Annotated in this window: 19 protein-coding genes; 13 read left to right on the top strand and 6 right to left on the bottom strand. The window is 72.8% G+C overall.

The window, feature by feature from the left end; translation table 11 throughout:
• Nucleotides 1-56: 56 nt before the first annotated feature.
• The 10 genes from C3E78_RS04340 to C3E78_RS04385 all read left to right on the top strand — a co-directional run bounded on the left by C3E78_RS04340 (nucleotide 57) and on the right by C3E78_RS04385 (nucleotide 14,899).
• On the top strand, nucleotides 57-1,439 hold the full coding sequence (locus C3E78_RS04340) for a serine hydrolase domain-containing protein (protein WP_108577155.1): 1,383 nt from the start codon (nucleotides 57-59) through the stop codon (nucleotides 1,437-1,439).
• Nucleotides 1,440-1,466: 27 nt separating this feature from the next.
• A complete protein-coding gene (locus tag C3E78_RS04345) occupies nucleotides 1,467-3,017 on the top strand; it encodes an ABC transporter substrate-binding protein (RefSeq protein ID WP_108577156.1) in 1,551 nt (516 codons plus the stop codon).
• A 3-nt stretch (nucleotides 3,018-3,020) separates the two neighbouring features.
• Nucleotides 3,021-4,022 (top strand): ABC transporter permease, encoded by a 1,002-nt coding sequence (locus C3E78_RS04350; protein ID WP_108577157.1) that lies wholly within the window; start codon nucleotides 3,021-3,023, stop codon nucleotides 4,020-4,022.
• Between the two features lie 4 nt (nucleotides 4,023-4,026).
• Complete coding sequence (locus C3E78_RS04355; RefSeq protein ID WP_108577158.1) at nucleotides 4,027-5,958, top strand: dipeptide/oligopeptide/nickel ABC transporter permease/ATP-binding protein; 1,932 nt, start codon at nucleotides 4,027-4,029, stop codon at nucleotides 5,956-5,958.
• Nucleotides 5,955-6,701, top strand: a complete 747-nt coding sequence (locus C3E78_RS04360) for an ABC transporter ATP-binding protein (RefSeq protein WP_108577159.1) — start codon at nucleotides 5,955-5,957, stop codon at nucleotides 6,699-6,701. The genes C3E78_RS04355 and C3E78_RS04360 overlap by 4 nt, the downstream gene beginning before the upstream one ends.
• Complete coding sequence (locus C3E78_RS04365; protein ID WP_108577160.1) at nucleotides 6,698-9,997, top strand: serine hydrolase; 3,300 nt, start codon at nucleotides 6,698-6,700, stop codon at nucleotides 9,995-9,997. Before C3E78_RS04360 ends, C3E78_RS04365 begins: the two co-directional genes overlap by 4 nt.
• Nucleotides 9,997-11,121: a M20/M25/M40 family metallo-hydrolase gene (locus tag C3E78_RS04370; RefSeq protein WP_108577161.1), complete on the top strand. Its 1,125-nt coding sequence runs from the start codon at nucleotides 9,997-9,999 to the stop codon at nucleotides 11,119-11,121. The genes C3E78_RS04365 and C3E78_RS04370 overlap by 1 nt, the downstream gene beginning before the upstream one ends.
• 32 nt (nucleotides 11,122-11,153) lie before the next feature.
• Nucleotides 11,154-12,020 (top strand): GNAT family N-acetyltransferase, encoded by an 867-nt coding sequence (locus tag C3E78_RS04375; RefSeq protein WP_235833675.1) that lies wholly within the window; start codon nucleotides 11,154-11,156, stop codon nucleotides 12,018-12,020.
• Nucleotides 12,017-13,123, top strand: coding sequence for an o-succinylbenzoate synthase (gene menC / locus C3E78_RS04380; protein ID WP_108577163.1), 1,107 nt, complete (start codon nucleotides 12,017-12,019; stop codon nucleotides 13,121-13,123). Before C3E78_RS04375 ends, menC begins: the two co-directional genes overlap by 4 nt.
• 84 nt (nucleotides 13,124-13,207) lie before the next feature.
• Nucleotides 13,208-14,899 carry a PucR family transcriptional regulator gene (locus tag C3E78_RS04385; protein WP_235833676.1) on the top strand — a complete coding sequence of 564 codons (1,692 nt, stop codon included), beginning with the start codon at nucleotides 13,208-13,210 and terminating at the stop codon, nucleotides 14,897-14,899.
• A 12-nt stretch (nucleotides 14,900-14,911) separates the two neighbouring features.
• On the opposite strand, the gene C3E78_RS04390 is transcribed toward C3E78_RS04385, so the two are convergent.
• The 6 genes from C3E78_RS04390 to C3E78_RS04415 all read right to left on the bottom strand — a co-directional run bounded on the left by C3E78_RS04390 (nucleotide 14,912) and on the right by C3E78_RS04415 (nucleotide 20,957).
• The gene (locus C3E78_RS04390; protein ID WP_108577165.1) at nucleotides 14,912-17,434 is read right to left on the bottom strand and encodes an ABC transporter permease; all 2,523 of its coding nucleotides are present in this window, start codon (nucleotides 17,432-17,434) and stop codon (nucleotides 14,912-14,914) included.
• A gap of 3 nt (nucleotides 17,435-17,437) precedes the next feature.
• Nucleotides 17,438-18,199: an ABC transporter ATP-binding protein gene (locus tag C3E78_RS04395; protein ID WP_108577166.1), complete on the bottom strand. Its 762-nt coding sequence runs from the start codon at nucleotides 18,197-18,199 to the stop codon at nucleotides 17,438-17,440.
• Entirely contained in the window at nucleotides 18,196-18,396 is a 201-nt protein-coding gene (locus C3E78_RS04400; RefSeq protein WP_108577167.1) for a hypothetical protein, read from the bottom strand. The genes C3E78_RS04395 and C3E78_RS04400 overlap by 4 nt, the downstream gene beginning before the upstream one ends.
• A 116-nt stretch (nucleotides 18,397-18,512) precedes the next feature.
• Complete coding sequence (locus C3E78_RS04405) at nucleotides 18,513-19,181, bottom strand: response regulator transcription factor (RefSeq protein ID WP_108577168.1); 669 nt, start codon at nucleotides 19,179-19,181, stop codon at nucleotides 18,513-18,515.
• A complete protein-coding gene (locus C3E78_RS04410; protein ID WP_108577169.1) occupies nucleotides 19,169-20,410 on the bottom strand; it encodes a sensor histidine kinase in 1,242 nt (413 codons plus the stop codon). Before C3E78_RS04410 ends, C3E78_RS04405 begins: the two co-directional genes overlap by 13 nt.
• A 43-nt stretch (nucleotides 20,411-20,453) precedes the next feature.
• On the bottom strand, nucleotides 20,454-20,957 hold the full coding sequence (locus tag C3E78_RS04415; RefSeq protein ID WP_108580742.1) for an Lrp/AsnC family transcriptional regulator: 504 nt from the start codon (nucleotides 20,955-20,957) through the stop codon (nucleotides 20,454-20,456).
• Nucleotides 20,958-21,108: 151 nt separating this feature from the next.
• Here C3E78_RS04415 and C3E78_RS04420 point away from each other — a divergent pair, with 151 nt between their 5' ends.
• From C3E78_RS04420 to C3E78_RS04430, 3 genes are all read left to right on the top strand, one after another.
• Nucleotides 21,109-21,426: a hypothetical protein gene (locus C3E78_RS04420; protein WP_108577170.1), complete on the top strand. Its 318-nt coding sequence runs from the start codon at nucleotides 21,109-21,111 to the stop codon at nucleotides 21,424-21,426.
• 95 nt (nucleotides 21,427-21,521) lie between these two features.
• The gene (locus C3E78_RS04425) at nucleotides 21,522-22,430 is read left to right on the top strand and encodes an ATP-grasp domain-containing protein (RefSeq protein ID WP_108577171.1); all 909 of its coding nucleotides are present in this window, start codon (nucleotides 21,522-21,524) and stop codon (nucleotides 22,428-22,430) included.
• A gap of 3 nt (nucleotides 22,431-22,433) precedes the next feature.
• The gene (locus tag C3E78_RS04430; protein ID WP_235833677.1) at nucleotides 22,434-23,711 is read left to right on the top strand and encodes a glycosyltransferase family 2 protein; all 1,278 of its coding nucleotides are present in this window, start codon (nucleotides 22,434-22,436) and stop codon (nucleotides 23,709-23,711) included.
• The last annotated feature ends 14 nt before the right edge of the window (nucleotides 23,712-23,725 follow it).

Here is a 23,725-nt window from a genome sequence, read left to right on the forward strand (position 1 = left end):
GCGACCTCGTGGCAGCCGACGAACACGGAGCGTGACGCACGTCCTACGGTCGTGACGTGACCGACCTCAACGACACGAAGACCTGGCTCGACGAGCAGCTTCCTGCGCTCCTCGAGAAGCACGACGTCCCCGCAGCCGCGTGGGCCGTGCTCAAAGACGGCGCAGTCGTCGACGGAGCAGCGGGCGTGCTCAGCAAGGCGACCGGCGTGGAAGCCACCGCGGACTCGGTGTTCCAGATCGGATCCATCACCAAGCTCTGGACCAGCACCCTGGTCATGCAGCTGGTCGACGAGGGACTCGTCGACCTCGACGAGCCGGTGCGCACGTACCTCCCGGAGTTCCGGATCGTCGACGAGGCCGCGGCAGCGGTCATCACGACGCGCCAGCTCCTCAACCACACCGCCGGTTTCGAGGGCGACATCTTCACGGACACCGGGACGGGCGACGACGCGCTCGAGAAGTTCGTGGCGCTGCTCGCGGACGTGCCGCAGCTGTTCGAGCCGGGGGAGCAGTTCTCCTACAACAACGCCGGGTTCTGCGTGCTCGGGCGCCTGGTCGAGGTGGTGCGCAGCACGACGTACGACGCCGCGCTGCGCGAGCACGTCGTCGCCCCGCTCGGACTGACCCACGTGGCCACCGGACCGTACGAGGCGATCATGTTCCGCGCGGCCGTGGGGCACATCCAGAGCGAGCCGGACTCGGGCTACGAGCCCGCCCCGATCTGGGCGATGGCCCGCTCGAACGCTCCCGCCGGCTCGATGCTCGCGATGCGTCCCCGTGACCTGCTGGCGTTCGCCCGCATGCACCTCGAGGACGGCCGCGCGCAGGACGGCACCCAGGTGCTCGCCCCGGGCACGGCAGCCGCCATGCAGGCGCGGGCGGTCGACGTGCCGTACACGGGCATCATGGGATCCTCCTGGGGCCTCGGGTTCGAGCGTTTCGACGTCGCCGAGGGCGACATCGTCGGGCACGACGGCAGCACCCTCGGCCAGAACGGGTTCCTGCGGATGGTGCCGGAGGCGGGCCTGGCGGTCGCGCTGCTGGTCAACGGCGGAGACGTCGTCTCGCTGTACCACGAGCTCGTGGGACGCGTCGTCGACGAGCTGTCGGACACCCAGCTGCCGGAGCTGCCCACCCCGCCCGCGGACCCCGAGCGCGTCGACGCCGGCCGGTACGTCGGCACCTACTCCGCGGACGTCGTGGACCTCGTGGTGACGCAGGACGACGACGGGCGCATCTGGATGGACACCATCTACAAGGGCATGTTCGCCGACCTCGAGGAGCACCAGCCGCCGCAGGAGCTCGTGCACTTCCGGGACGACAGCCTCATCCCGCTGCAGGGCGAGCACGGCATGCACATGCCGCACTGGTTCCTCGGCGACGACGGCGAGGGCCACGCCCAGTACCTCCACATCGGTCGCGCCATCCGGCGCGCCTGACCCCCTGCGCGAGACGAAGGAACCCCGATGAAACTGATCCCGACAACCGTGGGCCTGTGCCTCACCGCGTCCGTCCTGGCGGCGTGCGGAGGCGGAGGGTCCGGCAGCAAGGACGGTGACGCCAAGATCGTCGACGGCGGCACCTTCAGCATGGCGCTGAACGCCGACCCGGGGAACCTCGACCCGCACTCGGGGGTGTCGAGCGCGCTGTTCAGCATCAGCCAGCTCTCGTACGACCACCTGTTCAACACCAACTTCGACGACGGGTCGATCGAGTCGGGCCTCGCCTCGAAGTGGGACGTCAAGGGCAACACGGTGACCGCGACGCTCACCGACGGCGTCACCTGCTCGGACGGCACCAAGCTCACGGCGTCGGACGTCGTGGCGAACCTCGACTACATCGCGGACCCGAAGAACGAGAGCCCGTTGCTGGGAGCCTTCCTCCCCGTCGGCGCCACCTCCAAGGCCGACGACGCCGCGGGCACCGTGACGGTCACGCTGGCCGCGCCGGCACCGTTCGTGCTGCAGGGCCTGGCGAACATCCCCATCGTGTGTCCCGCGGGCATGAAGGACCGCGCGGCACTCGCCAAGACCTCGAGCGGCACCGGCCCCTACGAGCTGACCGAGGCCGCTCCCGGCAACCAGTACACGTACAAGATCCGCGACGGCTACACGTGGGGCCCGGACGGCGCGACGACGGCGACCAAGGGCATGCCCGACACGATCATCATGAAGATCGTCGAGAACGAGTCGACCGCGGCGAACCTCCTGCTGTCGGGCGGTCTCAACGGCGCGATCGTCAGCGGCTCGGACAGCAAGCGGCTCGAGAAGTCGAAGCTGACGACGTACGACACCGCGAACCTGTCCGGCGAGCAGTGGTACAACCAGACCAAGGGCCGTCCCACGGTCGACCCGAAGGTCCGTCTCGCGCTGACGCAGGCGCTCGACCTCGCGGAGCTGCAGAAGGTGCTGACCGCCGGGAACGGCAAGCCCGCGACGACCTTCGCGGCGCTGGACCCGGTCGCGTGCCCCGGGGACTCGGTCTCCGACGCGCTTCCGAAGCAGGACGTCGACGCGGCCAAGGCCGTCCTGGCGGCCGCGAACCTGCCTGAGCTCACGTTCGTCTACAACCCCTCCAGTGGCGGTGGCGTGAGCGCGGCCGCCGAGCTCGCGGTGCAGCAGTGGAAGGCCGCCGGCGTCACGGTCAAGGCGAAGGCCCAGAACGTGACCGCGATCCAGGAGACGGTCTTCGGGACCGGGAACTGGGACATCGCCTGGCTGCCGGTGAACGTCAGCAGCCCGGACCAGCTGGTCCCGTTCCTGTCCGGACCCGCGACGCCCGAGGGCACGAACTTCGCCAACATCGCGAACGACGACTACGAGGCGGGGGTCAAGAAGGCCAGCACGATGAACGGCCAGGAGGGCTGCGCGACCTGGCTCGACGCCGAGTCGGCGCTCGTCGAGGCCGCGGACGTCATCCCGTTCGCCAACTCGATCGGCAAGACGTACCGCGCCAAGGCGACGTTCGACTACCCCGGCCAGATGGTTCCCACGAGCATCCGGATGCTGGCGAACTGACCCATGGCCGTGGCAGAGACCCCAGCGGTCGTCCCGGTCCCACGGGTGGCGAGGTCTGCCAGCCCGTGGGGCCGGTTCGCCCTGCGCCGCCTCGGGCGGCTCGTGATCTCGCTGTGGGTCCTGGTCACCGCGGCGTTCCTGATGATCCACCTGATCCCGGGCGACCCGGTGCGAGGCGCTCTCGGCTCGACCGCGACGCCCGAGCTGGTGGCGTCGAAGCGCGCGTCGCTGGGCCTGGACGACCCGCTCCTGACGCAGTACCTGCACTACCTGAAGGGGCTGTTCACCGGTGACTTCGGGACCTCCCTGATCTCGCAGACACCGACGGCGGACGTCATCGCGCAGCGGCTGCCCGCGACGCTGTGGCTGGCCGTGCTCGGCTTCCTGGCCGCGGTCGCGGTGGCCGTCCCGCTCGGTGTGGCGGCCGGGGTGCTCACCCGCCGGGGACACGGCCGGCGCACCGAGCTCGGGTTCACCACGACCAGCGTCATCCTCGGCACGATCCCGGACTTCATGGTCGGCGTCGCGCTCGTGTACGTCTTCGGTGTGCGCCTCGAGCTGCTGCCGGTCGCGGGGAACGACTCCGCGTCGGCGTACGTGCTGCCGGTCCTCTCGCTCGCGATCGGACCGGCGGCGATCCTGGCCCGGATCATCCGCATCGAGATGGTGACCATCCTGCAGGCCGACTTCATCCGCACCGCCCGCGCCAAGCGGCTCCCGGCCGCACGGATCTACCTGTCCCACGCCCTGCCCAACGCCCTCACGGCGGCGCTGACGCTGTCGGGCATCCTGCTCAGCGCGATGGTCGCCGGCACGGTGCTGGTCGAGAACGTCTTCGCCTGGCCGGGCCTCGGCAGCACGATCGTCTCGTCGATCCTCAACAAGGACTATCCCGTCGTGCAGGGAATCATCTTGATGTACGGCATCGGCGTGCTGCTCATCAACACCGTCGTCGACGTCGCCCTGGCGTTGCTCGATCCCCGTTCACTGATCAGGGAGGACTGAGCCGATGTCTGAGGGATCCCGCCGGCGCAACCGGTTCGGCGCCGTGCTGCGCACACCGCTCGGGCTCGCGGCCACGGTGCTGGCGGTGGGCATGCTGGTGCTGGCCGTCGTGGCGCCGATCCTGTGGGCGGACTCCGCCCGTGCGGTCGACACCGACGACATCCTCGCCGGTCCGAGCGCCGAGCACTGGGCGGGCACCGACAACCTGGGTCGCGACATCATCTACCGGACGCTCGTGGCGACCCGGCTGTCCATCGAGCTGGCCCTCAGCGCGACCGCGATCGCCGTCGTGGTGGGTCTGGTCCTGGGCACCGCACCGCTGGTGCTGGGCCGCCGCGGCGGGCGCCTGGTCGTGGCCGGCGTCAACATCGCGGTCGCCTTCCCGGGCCTGCTGCTCGCCCTCTTCTTCGCGGTGGTCTTCGGCATCGGGGCCACCGGCGCGGTCCTGGCGATCGGCCTGGCCGGTGCGCCGTCGTTCGCGCGCCTGGTCCAGACGCTGGTCGCCGGTGTCGCCTCGCTCGACTACATCGCCGCGGCCCGGATCGCCGGGGTCGGCCGGTTCCGCGTGCTGCTGCGGCACGTGCTGCCCAACGTCGCGGAGCCCTTGATCGTCAACGCCACGATCGGCGCGGGCAATGCACTGCTGGCCTTCGCCGGCCTGTCCTTCCTCGGCCTGGGCGTGCAGGCGCCCGCGTACGACTGGGGCCGGCTGCTGTTCGACGGCGTCGGCTCGCTGTACGTCAACCCGGGCGCGGCCCTCGCCCCCGGGCTGGCGGTGCTGATCGCGGGCCTGGGCTTCAACCTGTTCGGTGAGTCGCTCGCCAAGGTCGTGGGCGTCTCGACCGGCATCCCGCTCGGACGGGCCCGCCGGCCCGTGCCTGCGGCGCTCCACGGCCCGTCCGGCCGCGACCCCGTCGACCAGTCGAGGAGCGAGGACGACCTGGTGCTCGACGTCCGGGGGCTGGAGGTCTCCTACCCGGGCCCCACCGGCCCGATCCGCCCGGTCCGCGGCCTGAGCTTCGGCGTGCGCCGGGGCGAGTCGGTCGGCATCGTGGGCGAGTCCGGGTCCGGCAAGTCGCTGACCGCGCTCGCGGTGTCCCGCCTGATCGACGACCCGGGACGGGTCGAGGCCGAGCGCATCCGCTTCCTCGGCGAGGATCTCCTGGCGCCCGACACCAAGGCCCAGCGCCAGGTGCTCGGGACGTCCATGGCCATGGTCTTCCAGGACCCCATGACGTCGTTCAACCCGACACGGCGCATCGGCGCCCAGCTGGCCGAGGTCTCGCGCCACCACCACGGCATGGACAAGAAGCAGGCCCTGGCGCGTGCGGTCGATCGCCTCGGGGCGGTCCGCATCTCCGAGCCCGAGCGGCGTGCCCACCAGTACCCGCACGAGTTCTCCGGTGGCATGCGTCAGCGCGCGATGATCGGGATGGGCGTGATGGGCAGCCCCGCGCTGATCATCGCCGACGAGCCGACCACCGCCCTCGACGTCACGGTCCAGCAACAGGTCCTCGACCTGCTCGCGGCGATCCGCCGCGACGACGACGTCGCACTGGTCCTCATCAGCCACGACGTGACCGTGGTCGCCGACGTCTGCGACCGCGTCCTGGTGATGTACGCCGGGCAGATCGTCGAGGACCTGTCCGCATCGGACCTGACCACCGCGGCCCAGCACCCGTACACGCGGGCACTGGTCGCGGCGGTCCCCTCGATGGAGACGGACCTCGACGCGCCCCTGACGGTCATCCCCGGCCGTCCGGTGGACCCCTCGGACGTGCCGCAGGGATGCCCGTACTCCGCCCGGTGCCCGCTGGCGACCGAGCGGTGCTTCGTGGAGGACCCCCCGCTGCTGGCCCATGCCGCCGGCCGGGTCGCGTGCTGGCACGCCGGGGAGCCGATCGAGCTGGGACCGACCAGGGCAGGTGTGGTGTGAGCGAGCTGCGATTCGAGGACGTGACCGTCCGTTACGGCGGGACGACCGCCGTGGACGGAGTGAGCCTGACGGTGCCCTCGGGCACGATCGTGGGGCTGGTGGGCGAGTCCGGGTCGGGCAAGTCGACCCTCGCCCGTGCGGCCGTCGGTCTCGCACCGGTGGACAGCGGGCAGATCCTGCTCGACGGCGAGCCGGTGCCCGTCCGCGGCCGGCGCCGCCCGGTGCAGATGATCTTCCAGGACCCGTTCTCCTCCCTCGACCCCCGCATGAGCATCGGCGAGAGCGTCGCCGAGGCGGTGCCGCGCGGCATCGGCCGCAGCGAGCGCCGGACCGAGGTCGCCCGCCTGCTCGACCTGGTCCACATCGGCGCCGTCCGGTCCGACGCCAGGCCGTCGGAGATGTCCGGCGGGCAGCGCCAGCGGGTGGCCCTCGCCCGGGCGCTCGCGGCGCGTCCTGCCGTGATCGTGGCGGACGAGATCACGTCCGCGCTGGACGTCTCGATCCAGGGGACCGTCCTCAACCTGGTCCGCGAGCTCCAGGCCGAGCTCGGCCTGTCGATCCTGTTCATCTCCCACAACCTCGCGGTCGTGCGATACGTCGCCTCGGAGGTGGCGGTCATGCATCGCGGAGTGATCGTCGAGCAGGGCCCCACCGCGCAGGTGCTGGCGACACCCGCCCACGACTACACGCGCGACCTGCTGGCCGCCGTCCCCGGAAGAGCCCGACGAAGGAGTCCCCAATGACCCGACGCATGCGCATCGACGACCTCACCGCGCTCGCGGTGCCGTCGCAACCGGCCCTGTCACCCGATGGTGCCCAGGTCGCGTACGTCCTGCGGACCCTCGACACCGAGCACGACCGCAGCCACGACGAGCTGTGGCTCGTGCCGACGTCCGGCGGAAGCGCCCGTCGGCTGACCGCCGGTCCCGAGGACTCGGCACCCGTGTGGTCCCCGGACGGCTCCCGACTGGCGTTCCTGCGAGCCGGCCAGGTCCACCTGCTGACCACCGGCGGGGGAGAGCCCGAGCAGGTCACCCATCTGCCGGCCGGTGCCGGCGCGCCCGTGTGGAGCCCCGACGGGCAGCGCATCGCCTTCGCCGCGCCGGTCGACCCGACCGACGGCAAGGGCCCGCTCGTCTCGGCGCGCCTGGACTACCAGACCGACGGAGCGGGGATGTTCGGCCCGGTCCGCCACCAGCTGCACGTGCTCGACCTGACCTCCGGCAGCTGCCGCCAGGTCACGGACGGTCCCGAGCACGCAGGCCAGCCCGCCTGGGCACCTGACGGGCGGACGGTCGCCTTCACCCGCCGCGTCGGCGCCGACAGCGACCTGACCTTCCGCACCGCCGTGCACCTGCTCGACGTGGACGACGTGCTGGCCAGGCCGCGCACGGTCACGTCCGTCGACGGCGTCGCGGCCACGGTGTCGTACGACAGCGACGGTGCGCACCTGCTCGTCGTGGGCCATCCCGGCGACCCGGTCGGGCACCAGCACCTGCTGCGCGTCGCCCTGGACGGCGGCGAGGCGGTCAGCCTCACCGCACACCTCGATCGCAACGTGATGCCGGGGGCGACGGCCTACCCGGGCGGTCGTCCGCAGCGCGACGACGCGGGGCGGATCCTGTTCTGCCTGCGCAACCGGGGCTGCACGCACGTGTGGGCCCTGGAGGACCCGACTGTGCCGGAGGGCCGCCCGGTCCTGGCCGGGCAGGACCGGGTCGTCTCGGGTCTCTCGGTGGTCGGCGGCACCGCGGTCGTCGCGCTGACCACTGCGACGTCGTACGGCGAGATCGTCGCGCTCGACCTCGCGACCGGCGCCGAGTCGGTGCTCACCGACCACGGCGCGTCTGTCGCCGGGATCGAGCTGTTCCGGCCCGAGTCGCGGACGTTCACGATCAGCGACGGCACGCAGGTGCAGGCGTGGCTGCTGCGTGACCCGGAGCGACCGGGTCCCCGTCCTCTGCTGCTCGACGTGCACGGCGGCCCCCACAACGCCTGGAACGGGACCGCCGACGAGATGCACGGCTACCACCAGGAGCTGGTGTCGCGCGGGTGGGCGGTCCTGTTGGTCAACCCGCGCGGCAGCGACGGGTACGGCGAGGCGTTCTTCGACGGCGTCAACGGCGCCTGGGGCGTCGCCGACGCGGCGGACTTCCTCGAGCCCATCGACGCGCTGGTGGCCGAGGGCGTGGCGGACCCGGACCGGCTCGCCGTCACCGGCTACAGCTACGGCGGCTTCATGACCGCGTGGCTCACCGGACACGACGACCGGTTCAAGGCCGGCGTCGCGGGGGGCATCGTCAGCGACCTCGTGAGCGAGTTCGGCACCGCCGACGACGGTGTCTTCCTCAGCACGTACGAGCTCGGCGGCTCCCCCTGGGACGATCCGGAGCGCTACGCGGCGATGTCGCCCCTCAGCCACGTCACGCAGGTGACCACGCCGACGCTGGTGCTGCACGGCCTCGCCGATCTCACGTGCCCCGTCGGGCAGGCCCAGCAGTGGCACAGCGCCCTGCGTTCCCAGGGCGTGCCGACCGAGCTCGTCCTGTACCCCGGCGCCTCCCACGCGTTCATCCTCGTCGGGCCCCCGTCGCAGCGTCTCGACTACGCCACCCGGGTCGTCGACTGGGTCGAGCAGCACACCGTGCGGGCCGGCCGGTCGCGGATCGACGTCGCGCACTGGGAGCGTCGCCTCGGGCAGCTCGCCGAGCGATACGGCGTCCCCGGCGCACAGCTCGGCATCCTGCGCCTCGGCGAGGACGGGCAGGACGAGGTCGCGGTCGCGTCGCACGGACTGCTCAACATCGACACCTCCGCCCCGGTGACCGAGGACTCGATCTTCCAGATCGGCTCGATCACCAAGGTGTGGACCGCGACGGTCGTCATGCAGCTGGTCGACGAGGGTCTTGCGGACCTCGACGCGCCGGTCGTCGAGATCATCCCCGACCTGCGGCTGTCCGATCCCGACGTGACCAAGCGCATCACGCTGCGCCACCTGCTGAACCACACCAGCGGGATCGACGGCGACGTCTTCACCGACACCGGCCGCGGCGACGACTGCCTCGAGAAGTACGTCGCCCTGCTCGGTGACGAAGCCCAGAACCATCCGCTCGGCGCCACCTGGTCGTACTGCAACTCCGGCTTCTCGGTGCTCGGCCTGGTCATCGAGCGGCTCACGGGCACGACCTGGGACCAGGCGCTGCGCGACCGGCTGTTCACGCCGCTCGGGATGCAGCACGCGATCACGCTGCCCGAGGAGGCGCTGCTCCACGCGGCCGCCGTCGGCCACGTCACGACGGACGGTCACAAGCAGGTCGCCCCGGCCTGGCAGCTGCCGCGCTCGATCGGTCCCGCGGGCCTGGTGACGGCGAGCGCCGCCGACGTCCTCGCGTTCGCCCGCATGCACCTCGAGAGCGGGCTGGCGCCGGACGGCAGCCGGATCCTCAGCGAGGAGTCGGCCGCCGCGATGGCCGCCCACCAGGCGGACCTGCCGGACAAGCACTCGCTCGGCGACTCGTGGGGCCTGGGCTGGATCCGGTTCGGCTGGGACGGTCAGCGGCTCTACGGCCACGACGGCAACACGATCGGCCAGTCCGCGTTCCTGCGCGTGCTGCCCGACGCGGGCCTCGCCGTGACGCTGCTGACCAACAGCGACGGCGCTCGTGACCTCTACGAGGCCCTGTACCGCGAGATCCTGGCCGAGCTGGCGGGCGTGGAGATGCCGCGCCCGATCGCACCGCCCGAGCCGCCCGTCGAGCACGACATCACGCCGTACGTCGGTCGCTACGAGCGCTCGTCGGTGATCATGGAGGTGCTCGTCGCCGACGGCGAGCCGCGTCTGCGGACCACGCTCGTCGGACCGCTCGCGGAGCTCATCCCGGACCCGGTCGACGAGCACGCGCTCGTGCCGTACGCCGAGAACATCTTCCTCACCAAGCCGCCCGAGGCCGAGACCTGGTTCCCGGTGACGTTCTTCGAGCTGCCGACCGGCGAGCGCTACCTCCACTTCGGCGTCCGCGCGACGCCGCGGGTGAGCTGATGGACCTCACCGAGATCCTCGCCGACACCCGCGAGATGGTCGAGTGCGAGTCGCCGTCGACCGACCTCGCCGCGGTCGCCCGGTCGGCCGAGGTCGTCGCGCGGGTGGGCGAGCGCCGGCTCGGGGTGGCGCCCGAGCGGATCGTGCTCGACGGGCGCACGCACCTGCGCTGGCGGCTCGGGCCGGGCCCCTCGCGAGTGCTCCTGGTCGGCCACCACGACACGGTGTGGGCGCTCGGCTCCCTCGCGACCCACCCCTGCACGATCGAGGGCGACGTCCTGCGCGGCCCCGGCTGCTTCGACATGAAGACCGGGCTCGCGATGGCCTTCCAGGCCGCAGCCGGTCAGGACGGCGTCACGCTCCTGGTCACCGGTGACGAGGAGCTCGGCTCCCCGTCGTCGCGTGGACTCATCGAGGAGGAGGCGCGCCTGGCCGAGGCGGCACTCGTCCTCGAGGGGGCAGCGCCCGGCGGCGCGCTCAAGTCCGAGCGCAAGGGGGTCTCGCTCTACGACGTGACGGTGCACGGACGTGCAGCCCATGCCGGGCTCGAGCCCGAGCGCGGCGTCAACGCCACGCTCGAGCTCGCGCACCAGGCGCTCGCCGTCGCGCTCCTCGGCGACGCTGCCACGGGCACCACGGTGACCCCCACGGCGGCCCGGGCCGGGCGCACGACCAACACGATCCCCGCCGAGGGCGTCTTCTCCGTCGACGCCCGCGTCCGCACGCTCGCGGAGCAGGACCGGGTCGACGCAGCCATGCGGTCGCTGTCGCCGGTGCTCGAGGGTGCGACCACCGTCGTGACCGGCGGCCCCAACCGGCCGCCGCTCGAGCGCGCCAGCTCCGCTGAGCTGCTCGAACGCGTCCAGGCGGTCGCCGACCGGCTGGGTCTGCCCGCGGTCCCGTCCGCCGCGGTCGGCGGAGCCTCGGACGGCAACTTCACCGCCGGCGTCGGCACGCCGACGCTCGACGGGCTGGGTGCCATCGGCGGCGGCGCCCACGCCGACGACGAGCACGTGCTCGTCGACCGCATCCTCGACCGGACCCGACTCGTCCGCGCCCTCGTCGCCGATCTTCTGGCGGCACCGACGAACCGCACCGACCTGACTCGTGCAGGCCGACCATGACACCGCCGGAGAATCTCCGCAGGATGGATGACGTGACCAAAGTCGCCCTTGATCCCCAGCTGGACGCCGATCGCACCGCCGAGATGGCAGCGACGGCGGCCGGCATCGTCGTCCGAGAGCTCACCGAGCTCGCCGAGCTCGAGCAGGTCCTCGACCTGTACGTCCGCATCTGGGGTCGGGAGGCCAACCCGCCGATGACCCTGGAGCTGCTTCGCGCGTTCACCAAGGCGGGCAACTACGTGGGTGGTGCCTTCGTGGACGACGGCCGCCTGGTCGGTGCGTGCGTCGGCTTCTTCCACGCCCCGGCCGACGACGCGCTGCACAGCCACATCGCCGGCGTCGACGCCACGATGGTCGACCGCCACGTCGGGTTCGCCCTCAAGCTGCACCAGCGCGCCTGGGCCCTGCAGCGAGGAGTGTCCGACATCGCCTGGACGTTCGACCCGCTGGTGAGCCGCAACGCGTACTTCAACCTGGTCAAGCTGGCCGCCCGCCCGGTCGAGTACCTGCCCAACTTCTACGGGGCGATGGTCGACTCGATCAACGGCTCCGACGAGACCGACCGGCTGCTCGTGCGCTGGAACCTGCTCGACCCCGCGGTCGAGCTGGCCTGCTCGGGTGGCGGGGCGCCCGCCGTGGTCGCCGACGAGCTGGCCGCGGGTGCGGTGACGGCGGTCGGCATGGACGACGACGGCGGTCCGGTGCGTGGACGCCTCGACGGTGAGACCTCCCTGGTCGCCGTCCCCCGCGACATCAGCGGGCTGCGGGCGACCGACGCCGCGCTGGCCAGGCGCTGGCGCGTCGAGGTGCGAGAGGTGCTGGGTGAGCTGCTCCGCGACGGGGCGCGCATCACCGGGTTCGACCGACAAGGCTGGTACGTCGTGAGGAGGGGGCTGTGAAGCTCACCGGGGTCGAGCTGATCCACGTCTCGATGCCCCTCGTCTCCCCGTTCCGCACGTCGTTCGGCACCCAGGTCACCCGTGACCTGCTGCTCCTGCGCGTCGTCACCGACGAGGGGGAGGGGTGGGGCGAGTGCGTCACGATGCCCGACCCGGTCTACTCCTCGGAGTACGTCGCGGGGGCCGCGGACGTGCTGCGTCGCTTCCTCGTGCCCGCCCTCGCTGCCTCCGGACCGCTTGACGCGTCCCGCGTGGCGACCGTCCTGGCGCCGTTCAAGGGACACCGGATGGCCAAGGCGGCCCTCGAGATGGGCGTCCTCGACGCCGAGCTCCGGGCCGAGGGCAGGTCGTTCGCGCGCGAGCTCGGCGCGGTCCACGACCGGGTGCCGTGCGGTGTCTCGGTCGGCATCATGGACAGCATCCCGGCCCTGCTCGACGCGGTGGGTGGATACATCGACGAGGGCTACGTCCGGATCAAGCTGAAGATCGAGCCCGGCTGGGACGTCGCGCCGGTGCGTGCGGTGCGCGAGCGGTTCGGCGACGACGTGCTGCTGCAGGTCGACGCCAACACGGCCTACACGCTGGCGGACGCGCGGCACCTCGCCCGGCTCGACCCCTTCGAGCTGCTCCTGATCGAGCAGCCGCTCGAGGAGGAGGACATCCTCGGTCACGCCGACCTCGCACGGCAGATCACCACCCCGATCTGCCTCGACGAGTCGATCACCTCGGCACAGTCCACCGCGGCCGCGATCCGGCTGGGCGCCTGCGAGGTGGTCAACATCAAGCCGGGCCGCGTCGGCGGGTACCTGGAGTCCCGGCGCATCCACGACGTGTGCGTCGCGAACGGCGTGCCGGTCTGGTGCGGAGGGATGCTCGAGACCGGGATCGGCCGGGCGGCGAACGTGGCCCTGGCCGCGCTCCCCGGCTTCACGATGCCCGGCGACACCTCGGCGTCGGACCGCTACTACCGCACCGACATCACCGAGCCGTTCGTCCTGGACGCCGGCACGCTGACCGTTCCCACGGGACCGGGCATCGGCGTGCTCCCGGTGCCCGAGCTCCTGGCGGAGGTGACGACCCACACCGAGTGGCTCACGGTCTGAGTTCGTCGGCGCCGACAGCTCGGCGGTCACACATGGTGCGTTCGCACGACGTACGCTGGTCCCGACCCGCCTAGTGTCGAAAGCGTGCCCCCCGCCATGACCGCTCCCAGCACCCGTCCGCGCGCGAGCCTCGCACGGGTCGTCGACGACCTCGGCGCCACCCTGCTCGAGCTCGTGCACGGCGACACGGGCCGCGCCGACGACATCGGCGGGGTGGTGATCCACGACCCGGTCGACGCCCCCGTCCTGCCGCCCCGCGCCCTCGTCCTCGGCGTGGCGCTGGACGACGCGGCGGAGGTGGCCGCGCTGCTGCTGGACCTGGGCCGCCAGGACGCCGCCGCGCTGGTCGTCCGGGCCCCGGTGCCGTTCACCGACGAGGTGCGCACGGCGGCCGACAGCTCGGGCGTGGCGCTGCTCGGGCTGAGCCGGGGCGCTCCCTGGGCCCACCTCGCGTCGATGCTGCGCTCGGTGCTCGCGGAGGGCGACGTCGGCGGGGCCACGCCCGAGACGCTCGGCGGCCTGCCGTCCGGTGACCTGTTCGCGGTCGCCAACGCCATCTCCTCGCTGCTCGACGCGCCGGTGACGATCGAGGACCGCAGCTCGCGCGTGCTCGCGTTCTCCGGCCGCCAGGACGAGGCCGATCCGTCCCGGGTCGAGACGATCCTCGGCCGCCAGGTGCCCGAGCGCTACTCCAGGATCCTCAACGAGCGCGGCGTGTTCCGTGAGCTGCACCGCTCGGTGCAGCCGATCTACATGGAGGCGATGCCGGACGTCAACGAGGCCATCACGATGGCCCGGGTCGCGGTGGCGGTACGCGCGGGCGACGAGGTCCTCGGGTCGATCTGGGCCGCGGTGCCGGGCCCGCTCAGCCCCGAGCGCACCGCCGCGCTCCGCGATGCCGCGCAGCTCGTCGCGCTCCACCTGCTGCGGGTGCGCGCGGGTGCCGACGTCGAGCGCCGGGTCCGCGCCGACCTGGTCGGCTCGGTGCTGGAGGGGGGAGCGGGTGCCCGCGACGCGCTCGAGCGCCTCGGCCTGGCCGACACCCAGCTGCTGGTGCTCGGCTTCACGGTCGCCGACGCCGGACCGCTCGACCGGACCGATCCCTCGGCGGCCCACGAGCGCCAACGCCTCGGCGACGCGTTCGCGATGCACCTCAGCGCGGTCAACCCGCGCTCCGCGTCGGCTCTGTTCGACGGTGTCGCGTACGGGTTGGCGGCCGCGAGCGGCTCACCCGAGGAGGCAGAGGCGCGGGCGATGCGCATCGCCCACGACTTCCTGGGCCGGATCGGCGGGAAGCTGCGGCCCATCGTGGCGATCGGCCCGATGGCGACCAACCTCTCGGACATCGTCCGGGCCCGCGCCACGACCGACCGGATCCTGCGAGTGCTGCGCGAGGGCAACGGCAGCAGGCCGGTGGCGCGGCTGGTCGACGTCCAGACCGAGTCCCTGCTCATGGAGCTCCGCGACCGGACCATCGCCCGCGGCGAGCAGCTCACCGGCCCGCTGGCGCGCCTGGTCGCGTACGACCGGCAGCACGACGGCAGCCTCGTGGCCACCCTGCAGGCGTGGCTCGACGCCTTCGGCGACGTGACGCGGGCGTCCGAGGCTCTGTTCGTGCACCCCAACACGTTTCGGTACCGGCTCCGCCGGGTCAAGGAGATCGGTGACGTCGACCTGGCGGACCCGGTGCAGCGGTTCGCGCTGACCCTGCAGCTGAGCCTGTGGCCCGGACTGGCAGGACGTCCCGGGTCGGACCAGCCGACCCGGGACGCCTGACGGCGCGGCTCGTCAGCCGCCCGGCGAGGTCGGCGACGACCGCAGGAGGTACCGGGTCGGCAGCTCCACCGAGACCACGATGAGGGCCACGACCAGGGCGGCGGTCCCGGGGACCAGCCAGATCGGTGCCGACGGCCACGGGTAGCCCAGGAACCCGATGCCGAGGAACGCCAGCGGGAGTGCCGAGACCACGAGCGCCGCGCCCACGGAGACCGTGGCGGCGATCAGGGACTCGCGCCTCGTGGTGCCGAGGACCTGCGCACGGGTCGCGCCGGCCGTGCGCAGAGCGGCGATCTCACCGCGGCGTTGGGTCGTGACCGCCACGATCCGGTTGGAGATCGTCAGCGCGAGGTAGCCGAGCAGCACCGCGATCGTCGCGACGTTGAGCAGCATGCCCTGCGCCGCGACCGACGTGCTCGCGTCCGCCGTGGTCCGCTCGACGTCGAGCCCGGGGCGGGACGAGGCGAGCGACGAGAGGGCCGCGCTCGCCTCGGAGGTGTCGTCCGCCCGGACGAGCAGAGTCTGGTCGAGCCCGGACGTCGTGTGCTTCAGGGCCAGGTCCCGCGACAGCACGACCGAGCCGAGACCGAGCTCGCGGTCGTACACCGCCACGACCTTCGGGCGGACCTTGGTGCCGTCGCCCAGGGTGAGCCGGACGGTCTTGCCGACCTCGGCGTCGCGCGAGGTGGCCGCGCCTGCGCCAACGGCGATCGTGTCGCCCTTCAGCCGGGCGAGGCTGCCGCTACGCACGTCGAGGTCGAGGACGCCCGGCGTGTCCGGACCGAGCACCATGGCGGGCTCCGCCTCGACCTCGGTGTCTCCCAGGACGCGGTGCGGCCAGACCACGGAGGTGGTCGACATCGGTGCGGCCGCGCGCACCCCGTCCAGCCGGCGCACCTGCTCGGCGAGATCGTCCGGCACGCCGCCGAGGCCGTCCGCGGTGACGCGGAGCTGGGCGGTCGTGGCGTCCTGCACGCTGTCGTCGCTCGCCTTCAGCAGCGTGGTCTGCGAGATCGCGTACGTCAGCGTGAAGATCATGAGCATCGCCGAGGCCGTGATGACGCCCGCGAAACGGGTCGTGAAGACGCGCATGTTCGTCACCGCGAGCCACGTGGGCGCCGACACGCGGTCGGGGATGCGTCCGCCGAGGGCGTCGCTGGCGCGGCGCAGGAGGGCCGGCGCCGCCACCGCGAGCCCGATCGCCGCGACGATCCCCGCGGTCGACGTCATCGCGGCGCCGATGTCGGTGCGCACGAACAGGGGAGTCGTGGAGAGAGCCACGGCGGCCAGCAGGATGAGCAGGCCGATGCGCTCGCGGATGCGCGAGGGCACGCGCGCCTCGCTGGAGGACTCCACCATGGCGTCCACGGCCGGCATCCGGGAGGCGCGCCAGGAGGCCGCCCGGGCCGCGAGCTGGGCGACGGCTGCCATCGACGCGATGCCGACGAGCGCCGGCAGCGGGCCGTAGGTGAGCGGCAGCGACGGGGGCAGGATGTCTGTCGCCCGCAGCAGCGCACCGAGCTGGCCCGCGAGCAGGTAGCCCAGCACGATGCCGGGAACCGACGCGATCGCGGCCACCACGGTCGTCTCGGCCGCGATGAGGCTGCGGACCTGGCCCGGTGTCGCGCCGATCGATCGCATCAGGGCCAGTGCCCGGCGCTGTCCTGCGACGGACACGGTCACGGCGCCGGTGAGCACGAACCCGACGAGCAGCACGACGATGCCGCCGAGCGATCCCGCGACCAGCAGCAGGGTGCCGCGGGCCGCCGTGACGTCGGGAGCTGCGGTGTCGCCGCGGTCGGCGCCCGTGGTGACCTTCAGGCCCGATCCCCGCAGCTCGTCACGCACGGCGTCGGCGACGGTGTCGACCGACCCCGAGGCGACCGTCAGGCCGACGAGGTCCGCGCGGGTGCCCGCGCCGGTCGACTCGCGGAACGCGGTGGCCGCGGCGTCGCTGAAGTAGAGATTCTGCCCGCCGCCGCTGACGACGGCCGTCACCCGGTAGGTCCGAGCGTCACCGCCGGCGGCCGCGATCTGGATGTCGTCACCTGCGGACACGCGCGCCGCCTTCGCGGTGCTCGAGCCGAGCGCGATCTCGTCCGCGCCCACGGGAGCGGATCCGTCCGTGCTGTGACGCCCGAGCAGCTGGACGGACGACCAGCCGTGGCCCGCGGTCCGCGGGTCGTCGGTCGGGACGACCCGACCGTCGGCGTCGACCAAGGCGGCCGGGAACGAGACGTCGGCGACCGCGCTGTGCACCCCCGGGACCCTGACCAGGTCGGCCGCGACGTCCCCGGGGATGCGGTTGCGCTCCGGCAGCACGGCGGGGATGCTCTCGGGGGCACTGACGGACTGGGGTGCGGTCACCACGATGTCCGCGCCGGCCAGGCGGCCGACGGGAGCGTGCGACCTGAGCCCGGACTCGGTCAGCACACCGGTCGCGGTGACGAGGGCGGCGCCGCCGAGGGCGGCACACGCGATGGCGACCAGCGAGGTGAGGCGGTGGCGGGCCATCCGGAGGGCGAGCTGGATCATGGCTCAGTCCTCGCTCATCGAGATCAGCCGGTTCGCCAGGTCAGCGGCGTCCGGCTCGGTCACGGTCTGCACGATGTGGCCGTCCGCCATGACGACGACGGTGTCCGCCTGGGCCGCGACCGCGGGGTCGTGCGTGACCATCACGATGGTCTGGCCCAGGTCCTCGGCGACCTCGCGGAACAGCTTGAGCACCCCGCGGGCGGTCCGCAGGTCGAGGGCTCCGGTCGGCTCGTCGGCGAAGACCACCGAGGGGCGGGTCACGAGGGCGCGGGCGATCGCCGCGCGCTGCTGCTGGCCACCGGACAGCTCGGCCGGGCGGTGGTCGACCCGGCCGGCCAGCCCGACGCGCTCCACCAGCGAGTCCACCCAGGCGGGATCGGCCTCGCGACCGGCCAGCCGTAGGGGCAGCGTGATGTTGTCGGCGACGGACAGCGACGGCACCAGGTTGTAGGCCTGGAACACGAAGCCCACGAGGTCGCGGCGCATCTCGGTGCGCTTGGTCTCGTTGAGGGACCGGGTGTCGCGGCCGTCGATGAGGACCGTGCCGGAGGTGGGGACGTCGAGCGCCGCGGCGCAGTGCATCAGCGTCGACTTGCCCGACCCGGAGGGTCCCATGACGGCGAGGAAGGAGCCCCGCTCGACGGTCAGTGACACGTCGTCGAGCGCGTGGACACCGCCCTCGTACGTCTTGGAGACGTGGTCGAGCGTGATGACGGCGTCGCGGGCGGCCTCGGGTGGGACGGGGGCGAGCGCTGGGCTGCTCATGTGCGGTCCCTGGTCCAGAGCGCGACCAGACCGGCCAGCGCCACCGCGGTGACGACGCCGATCGTGATCTGGACGGTCAGGCTGGCGGCTGCGGCGGACGCGATGATGTTCGCGACGGCACCGAGCACGAGGACGACCCACAGGAACGTGCGGAGGTGGGATCCGGCGGGGGAGACGGGGTGTGAGCGCTCGTTCATGACGGGCTCCTTCGAATGGGGATCAGATGTCTCCTACGCTACGAATCCCCGGCGTTCCAGACCATCCCGTGGCCTGCACAATCGGTGGTACAGCCTGCACCACCCAGGCGTGGGGGTCAGCCCGCCACGGGGCGCCCCGGACCGGCCTCGAGATAGCGCAGCACCGCAGCGACGCGCCGGTCGGCGCGGTCGTCCGGGGCGAGGTCGAGCTTGGCGAAGATGTTCCGCACGTGCTTGTGGATCGCACCCTCGGTGACCACGAGCCGCTCCGCGATCGCGGTGTTGCCGAGCCCCTCGGCCATCAGTGCCAGCACCTCGTCCTCCCGCTCGGTGAGCCGGGAGAGCCGCGGGTCGGCCTGCTGGCGGGACAGCAGCTGGGACACCACGTCGGGGTCCAGCGCCGTGCCGCCGTCCGCGACCCGGTGGAGCGCCTCGAGGAACTCCTCGACCCGTCCGACGCGCTCCTTGAGCAGGTAGCCGAGGCCCTGGACGCCCTGCGCCAGCAGGTCCGTCGCGAAGGCCTGCTCGACGTACGCCGACAGGACCAGGATGGCCAGGTCGGGCTGGCGGCGCTTGGCCTCCACGGCGGCGACGATGCCCTCGCTGGTGTGGGTCGGCGGCATGCGGACGTCGACCACGGCGACGTCCGGCCGGTGCTCGTCGACGGCCCGGAGGAACTCGTCGGCGTCGCCGGCGGTCGCCACGACGTCGATCGACTCCGCACGCAACAAGCTGGCGAGGCCCTCGCGCAGCAGCGCGTCGTCCTCCGCGATCACGATCCGCATGGCAACCAAGCGTGCAACGTCGTCGGGCCGGCCGCCGGGCTGCTGACCTCGAAGCTGCCGTCGTGCGCCTCGATGCGCCGGCGGATGCCGGCCAGTCCGGATCCGGGTGTCTCGCTCGCGCCACCGTGGCCGTCGTCGGTGACCCGGACGTCCAGGTGCCCGTCGATGCTGCGGACGGTCACCGTCGCCTGCCGGGCGCCGCTGTGGCGCGAGACGTTGGTCAGTGCCTCGGCGACCATGTAGTAGGCGCTGGCCTCCACCGACGCGGGGCAACGGGTGGCGCTGACGTCGACCGCCGTGGGCACGCCGGAGGTGGCCGCCAGCCCCGCGATCGCGCCCTCCAGCCCGCGGTCGGACAGCACCGGCGGCAGGATCCCCCGGATCGTGGTGCGCAGCTCGCCCAGCGCCCGCTCCACCGAGGTCTGGGCCTGCTCGAGCAGGTCGTCGGCAGCGGACCGGTCGTCGCCCAGCTGGCGGCGGGCCGCACCGATCAGGACGTTCGCCGCGACCAGCGGGTTCTGCGTGCCGTCGTGGAGCGAGCGCTCGATCCGGCGCAGCTCGGTCGCGTGCGCGTCGAGGGCGGCAGCACGGGTAGCGGTGAGCTCGGCGATCCGCAGGGGCAGGTCGGTCCCGGGCGGGGGCGGCAGGAGTGCGCGGCCGGGGCGGGACTGGAGGCGCGCCAGGGTCGGCGTGAGCAGGACGGTCAGGACGGCCCAGCCCACGGCCGAGAGCGCGACCAGCAGGGCCTCGCCCCACGACTCGATGACCCAGAACCAGAGCGCGGCGCTGGCCTCCCCCCGCGGGGCGAGCCACCACCACAGCGGGAAGGTGGCGTCTCGTACCGCGAAGAGCGGCAGCGCGACGCCGACGAGCCCGACCAGCAGCCCCCAGGTGGCGTGCACCACGAGCCATCGCACGTCCCGGCGCAGCGACGCGTCGGCGAGGGCCGGCCGCAGTCCGGCGGGCAGCGGTCCCGGGCCCGGGACGTCCGTGCCCCACCGGGCGAGCCGGGTCCTCTCGCGGTCCGCGGTCCAGCGCACCACCCGCAGGACGGTCGGCGCGAGCAGCAGCCCCACGCCGACGACCGCGGTGACGGCGACCACGACGAGGAGGACCAGCGCGCCGAGCGCGAGCAACGAGGTGCCGAGCCCGCTGCCGAGCTCCGCGACCGATCGCAGCAGCTCGCGGGGACGCGTCGCCCACGACCGGCGGTCCGACAGCGCTCCCATGGCCACCAACCTACCGTCGGGCAGCGGCTCGAACCGCCGGATCTCAGGTCGGGAGCGGCGTCGATCGTCCCCATCCGCTGCCCTCGGTGAGATGGTCGAGCAGCGGCTGCAGGCGGTAAGGGACCGGCGTGCCCACCGAGAAGGTTGACGTGGTCTTGCGGACGCCCTCGATGTCGACGATCGAGGCGGTCAGCGGCTGCAGCGCCTCCAACGACGCGATCGCGACGTGCACGAGCAGGTCCTCGCGTCCGGCCTGGAGCTTGACCTCGATGACCTCCGGCAGGGCGGCCAGCCCGCGGACGACCTCGGCCATGCGGCGCTGGTCCAGCTCGAGGCTGATCAGGGCCTGGACGGGCATCCCCACGGCGCTGAGGTCGATGATCGGCCGGAACCCACGCAGGATGCCGACGTCCTCGAGGCGGCGGATCCGCTGCTGGATCGTGTTGCGGCTGACGCCGAGGTCGGTCGCGAGCTCGGCGATGCCGACCCGGGCGTTCGCGGTGAGCCGGCCGAGGATCTCCGCGTCGAGCCGGTCGATGCTTGTCATCATGGGACCCTTCGTGTGGTCGCTGGTGGGCTGGAGTTGGCAGTCTGCCACGTTGTGCGGCGAACTGTTGACCAGCGTGCTCAGCGTCTGGAGGATTGACCCATCACGGCGTCAACGATATCCGCTGCGCCGGTCGGGACAGGTGGCATGCATGGTGGGCAACGGGCGCGACACGGCAACCCGTCCGGTAGCCGTGGGCCCGCGCGCCTACGTCGTGACCGTGTCTCTCGCCGCGGACGACCGCGGTGCCGACCTCCTCACGATCGCCTCGGTGCTGCACCGCCGCGGCGTCCGAGTCGTGGAGGCGGACCTCGCGCGACCCGCGGACGGCCTGCGGACCTTCAGCGCCACGATCGTCACCGACGCCATGCGCGCCGCGACCGTCGTGCGGACGTTGCAGAACCGCATCGACGTCCTGGACGCCGATCTGTTCGAGGCACTCGACACCCGGGTGCGCATCGCGTCCTGACCCCCGACCTGTGCCGGTCAGCTGGTCGTGCGCGCGGCCCGGCTCGTCACATCGTCGACTGAGCGGGGCGCGGACCGCGCGCCTAGACTGGGTGGATGAGTGCAGCCTCCGAGCGCACGACCATCCTCGTCACCGGCGCGGCCGGACCAGCGGGGCGCGCACTCGGCGTCCAGGTGCTGGAGCAGGCCGACAGGGGTGCGGGTCCGCGCCTGGTGGGCGTCGACCTCGCGCCGACCGACGTGCCCGGGTACGACGCGGTCCTGCCGGTGGTGGGCGCGCTCGATCCGGCGTACGACCAGGACATGCGCGACCTGGTGGCGCGGCTGCGTCCCGACCTCGTCGTCCCCACCGTCGCCGAGGAGCTGCCCCGGCTCGCCGTCCTCGGCCTGGCGACGGCGATGGGCGCGGGGCTGGTGCTCTCGGCGCCGGGCCCGGTCGCCGTCGCCGCCGACAAGCTGCTCACCATGTGGGCGCTGGCCGAGCGCGGAGTCGCGGTGCCGCCGCACGCGACGGTGGCGGAGGTGGGCTCGGCGGCCGACGCCGTGTCCTGGGGCGGCGGGCTCGTCGTGGTGAAGCCGCGGGTGAGCCGCGGCGGTCGCGGCGTGCACGTCGTCGAGGACGGGGGCGACCCGGTGTGGGACTCGCTCGACGCGACGTGGCTGGTCCAGGGCTATGCGCCGGGCGTCGAGTACAGCCCGCAGGTCTACCGCTCGCCGCACACCGGCAGGTGCCGGGTCGTGGTGCTGCGCAAGACCGAGCTCAAGCAGGGCCGGGTGGGCAACGCCGCGGCGGTCGAGCGCCTGCCCGACGGCGCCGAGCCCGACGTGGCCGCGCTGGCCGTTCGCACGGTGGAGGCGCTGGACCTGGTGGGTCCGGTCGACATGGACGTGCGGAGGGCAGGCGACGGGACCCCCGTGGTGCTCGAGGTCAACAGCAGGTTCGGCGCGCTGTCCGCCCACGCCCCCGAGGTCCTCGAGGACGTGCTCGTCGAGTGGTCGGGCTGATCCGTGATCGCCTTCGTGGCGGCACTGGTCCTCGTGCTGCTCGTGCCGCTCGCCGCCGCCGGGATCGTGCGTTTCGGGATGGTGCCGTTCGCCCTCGTCTTCGAGGCCCGCGCCCGGCGCAGCGGCCCCGGCCCGGCCGGCTACGGCCCGATGTTCACCGAGGCGCCGCGACTGAGCGTGGTGGTGCCGGCCTTCGAGGAGGCACGCGTCATCGACCAGTGCGTACGCTCCATCGCCCGCAGCGACTATCCGCACCTGGAGATCGTGTGCGTCGACGACGGCTCCACCGACGACACCTTCGCGCGGATGCAGCAGCTGGCCGCCGACCACCCGGGCGTCGTGCGGGCGCTGCGGCAGGCCAACGCAGGCAAGGGCGCAGCCCTCAACACCGGGATCGCTGCGGCCGCCGGCGAGGTCCTCGTTCTCGTCGACTCCGACGGTGTCTTCCGCCCCGACACCCTGACGATGCTGCTGCGCGGCTTCCGCAGCCCGCGCATCGGCGCGGTGTGCGGCAACGACAGGCCGGTGAACCTCGACCGGACGCTCACCCGCCTCCTCTCCCTCATCAGCCACGTCGGCACCGGGCTGATGCGTCGCGGCCTCGACGTGCTCGGCTGCCTGCCGGTCGTGTCCGGCAACATCGGCGCCTATCGTCGCGACGTGCTCGACCGGGTGGGGCCGCTGCGCACGGACACGCTGGGGGAGGACCTGGAGCTGACCTGGCGGGTCCACCGGGCGGGCTTCCAGGTGGCGTTCGCGCCGCAGGCCCTGGTGTACGCCGAGTCGCCCTCCACCCTGCGAGGGCTGTGGCGGCAGCGGGTGCGGTGGGCGCGGGGACTGCTGCAGACCATCGAGATGCACTGGCCGATGGTGGGCAACCCACGGTACGGCGCCTTCGGCGTCTACCTGCTCTTCAACCTGGTCACCCAGGTGATCGCGCCCTTCCTGCAGCTGTCGGCCGCGGTGGGCGCGGGCTGGCTCCTCGCCGTGGACGGCACCGACTGGCTGCCACGGACGTGGTGGGCGTGGGTGCTGCTGCTGGGGGTGCCGACGTCGCTGGCGCTGCTGGCGCTCGCGCTGGCGCTCGACCGGGCCGTCGACGACCTGCGCCACCTTTGGACGGTCCCGCTGTGGCCGTTGTACTCGACCCTGATGACCTTCGTCGTGCTGGACGCCGTACGGCTCGAGCTCGGGAACGCGGAGAACCGATGGAACAAGCTGGAGCGGACCGGAACGGTCTCGGTGCGGGGACTGAGCGACGGCGATGGCCGTGGCTCCTGATCGTCGTGGGCATC

The sequence above is a fragment of the Aeromicrobium chenweiae genome (assembly GCF_003065605.1).
In the GTDB taxonomy this organism is placed as follows: Bacteria; Actinomycetota; Actinomycetes; order Propionibacteriales; family Nocardioidaceae; genus Aeromicrobium; species Aeromicrobium chenweiae.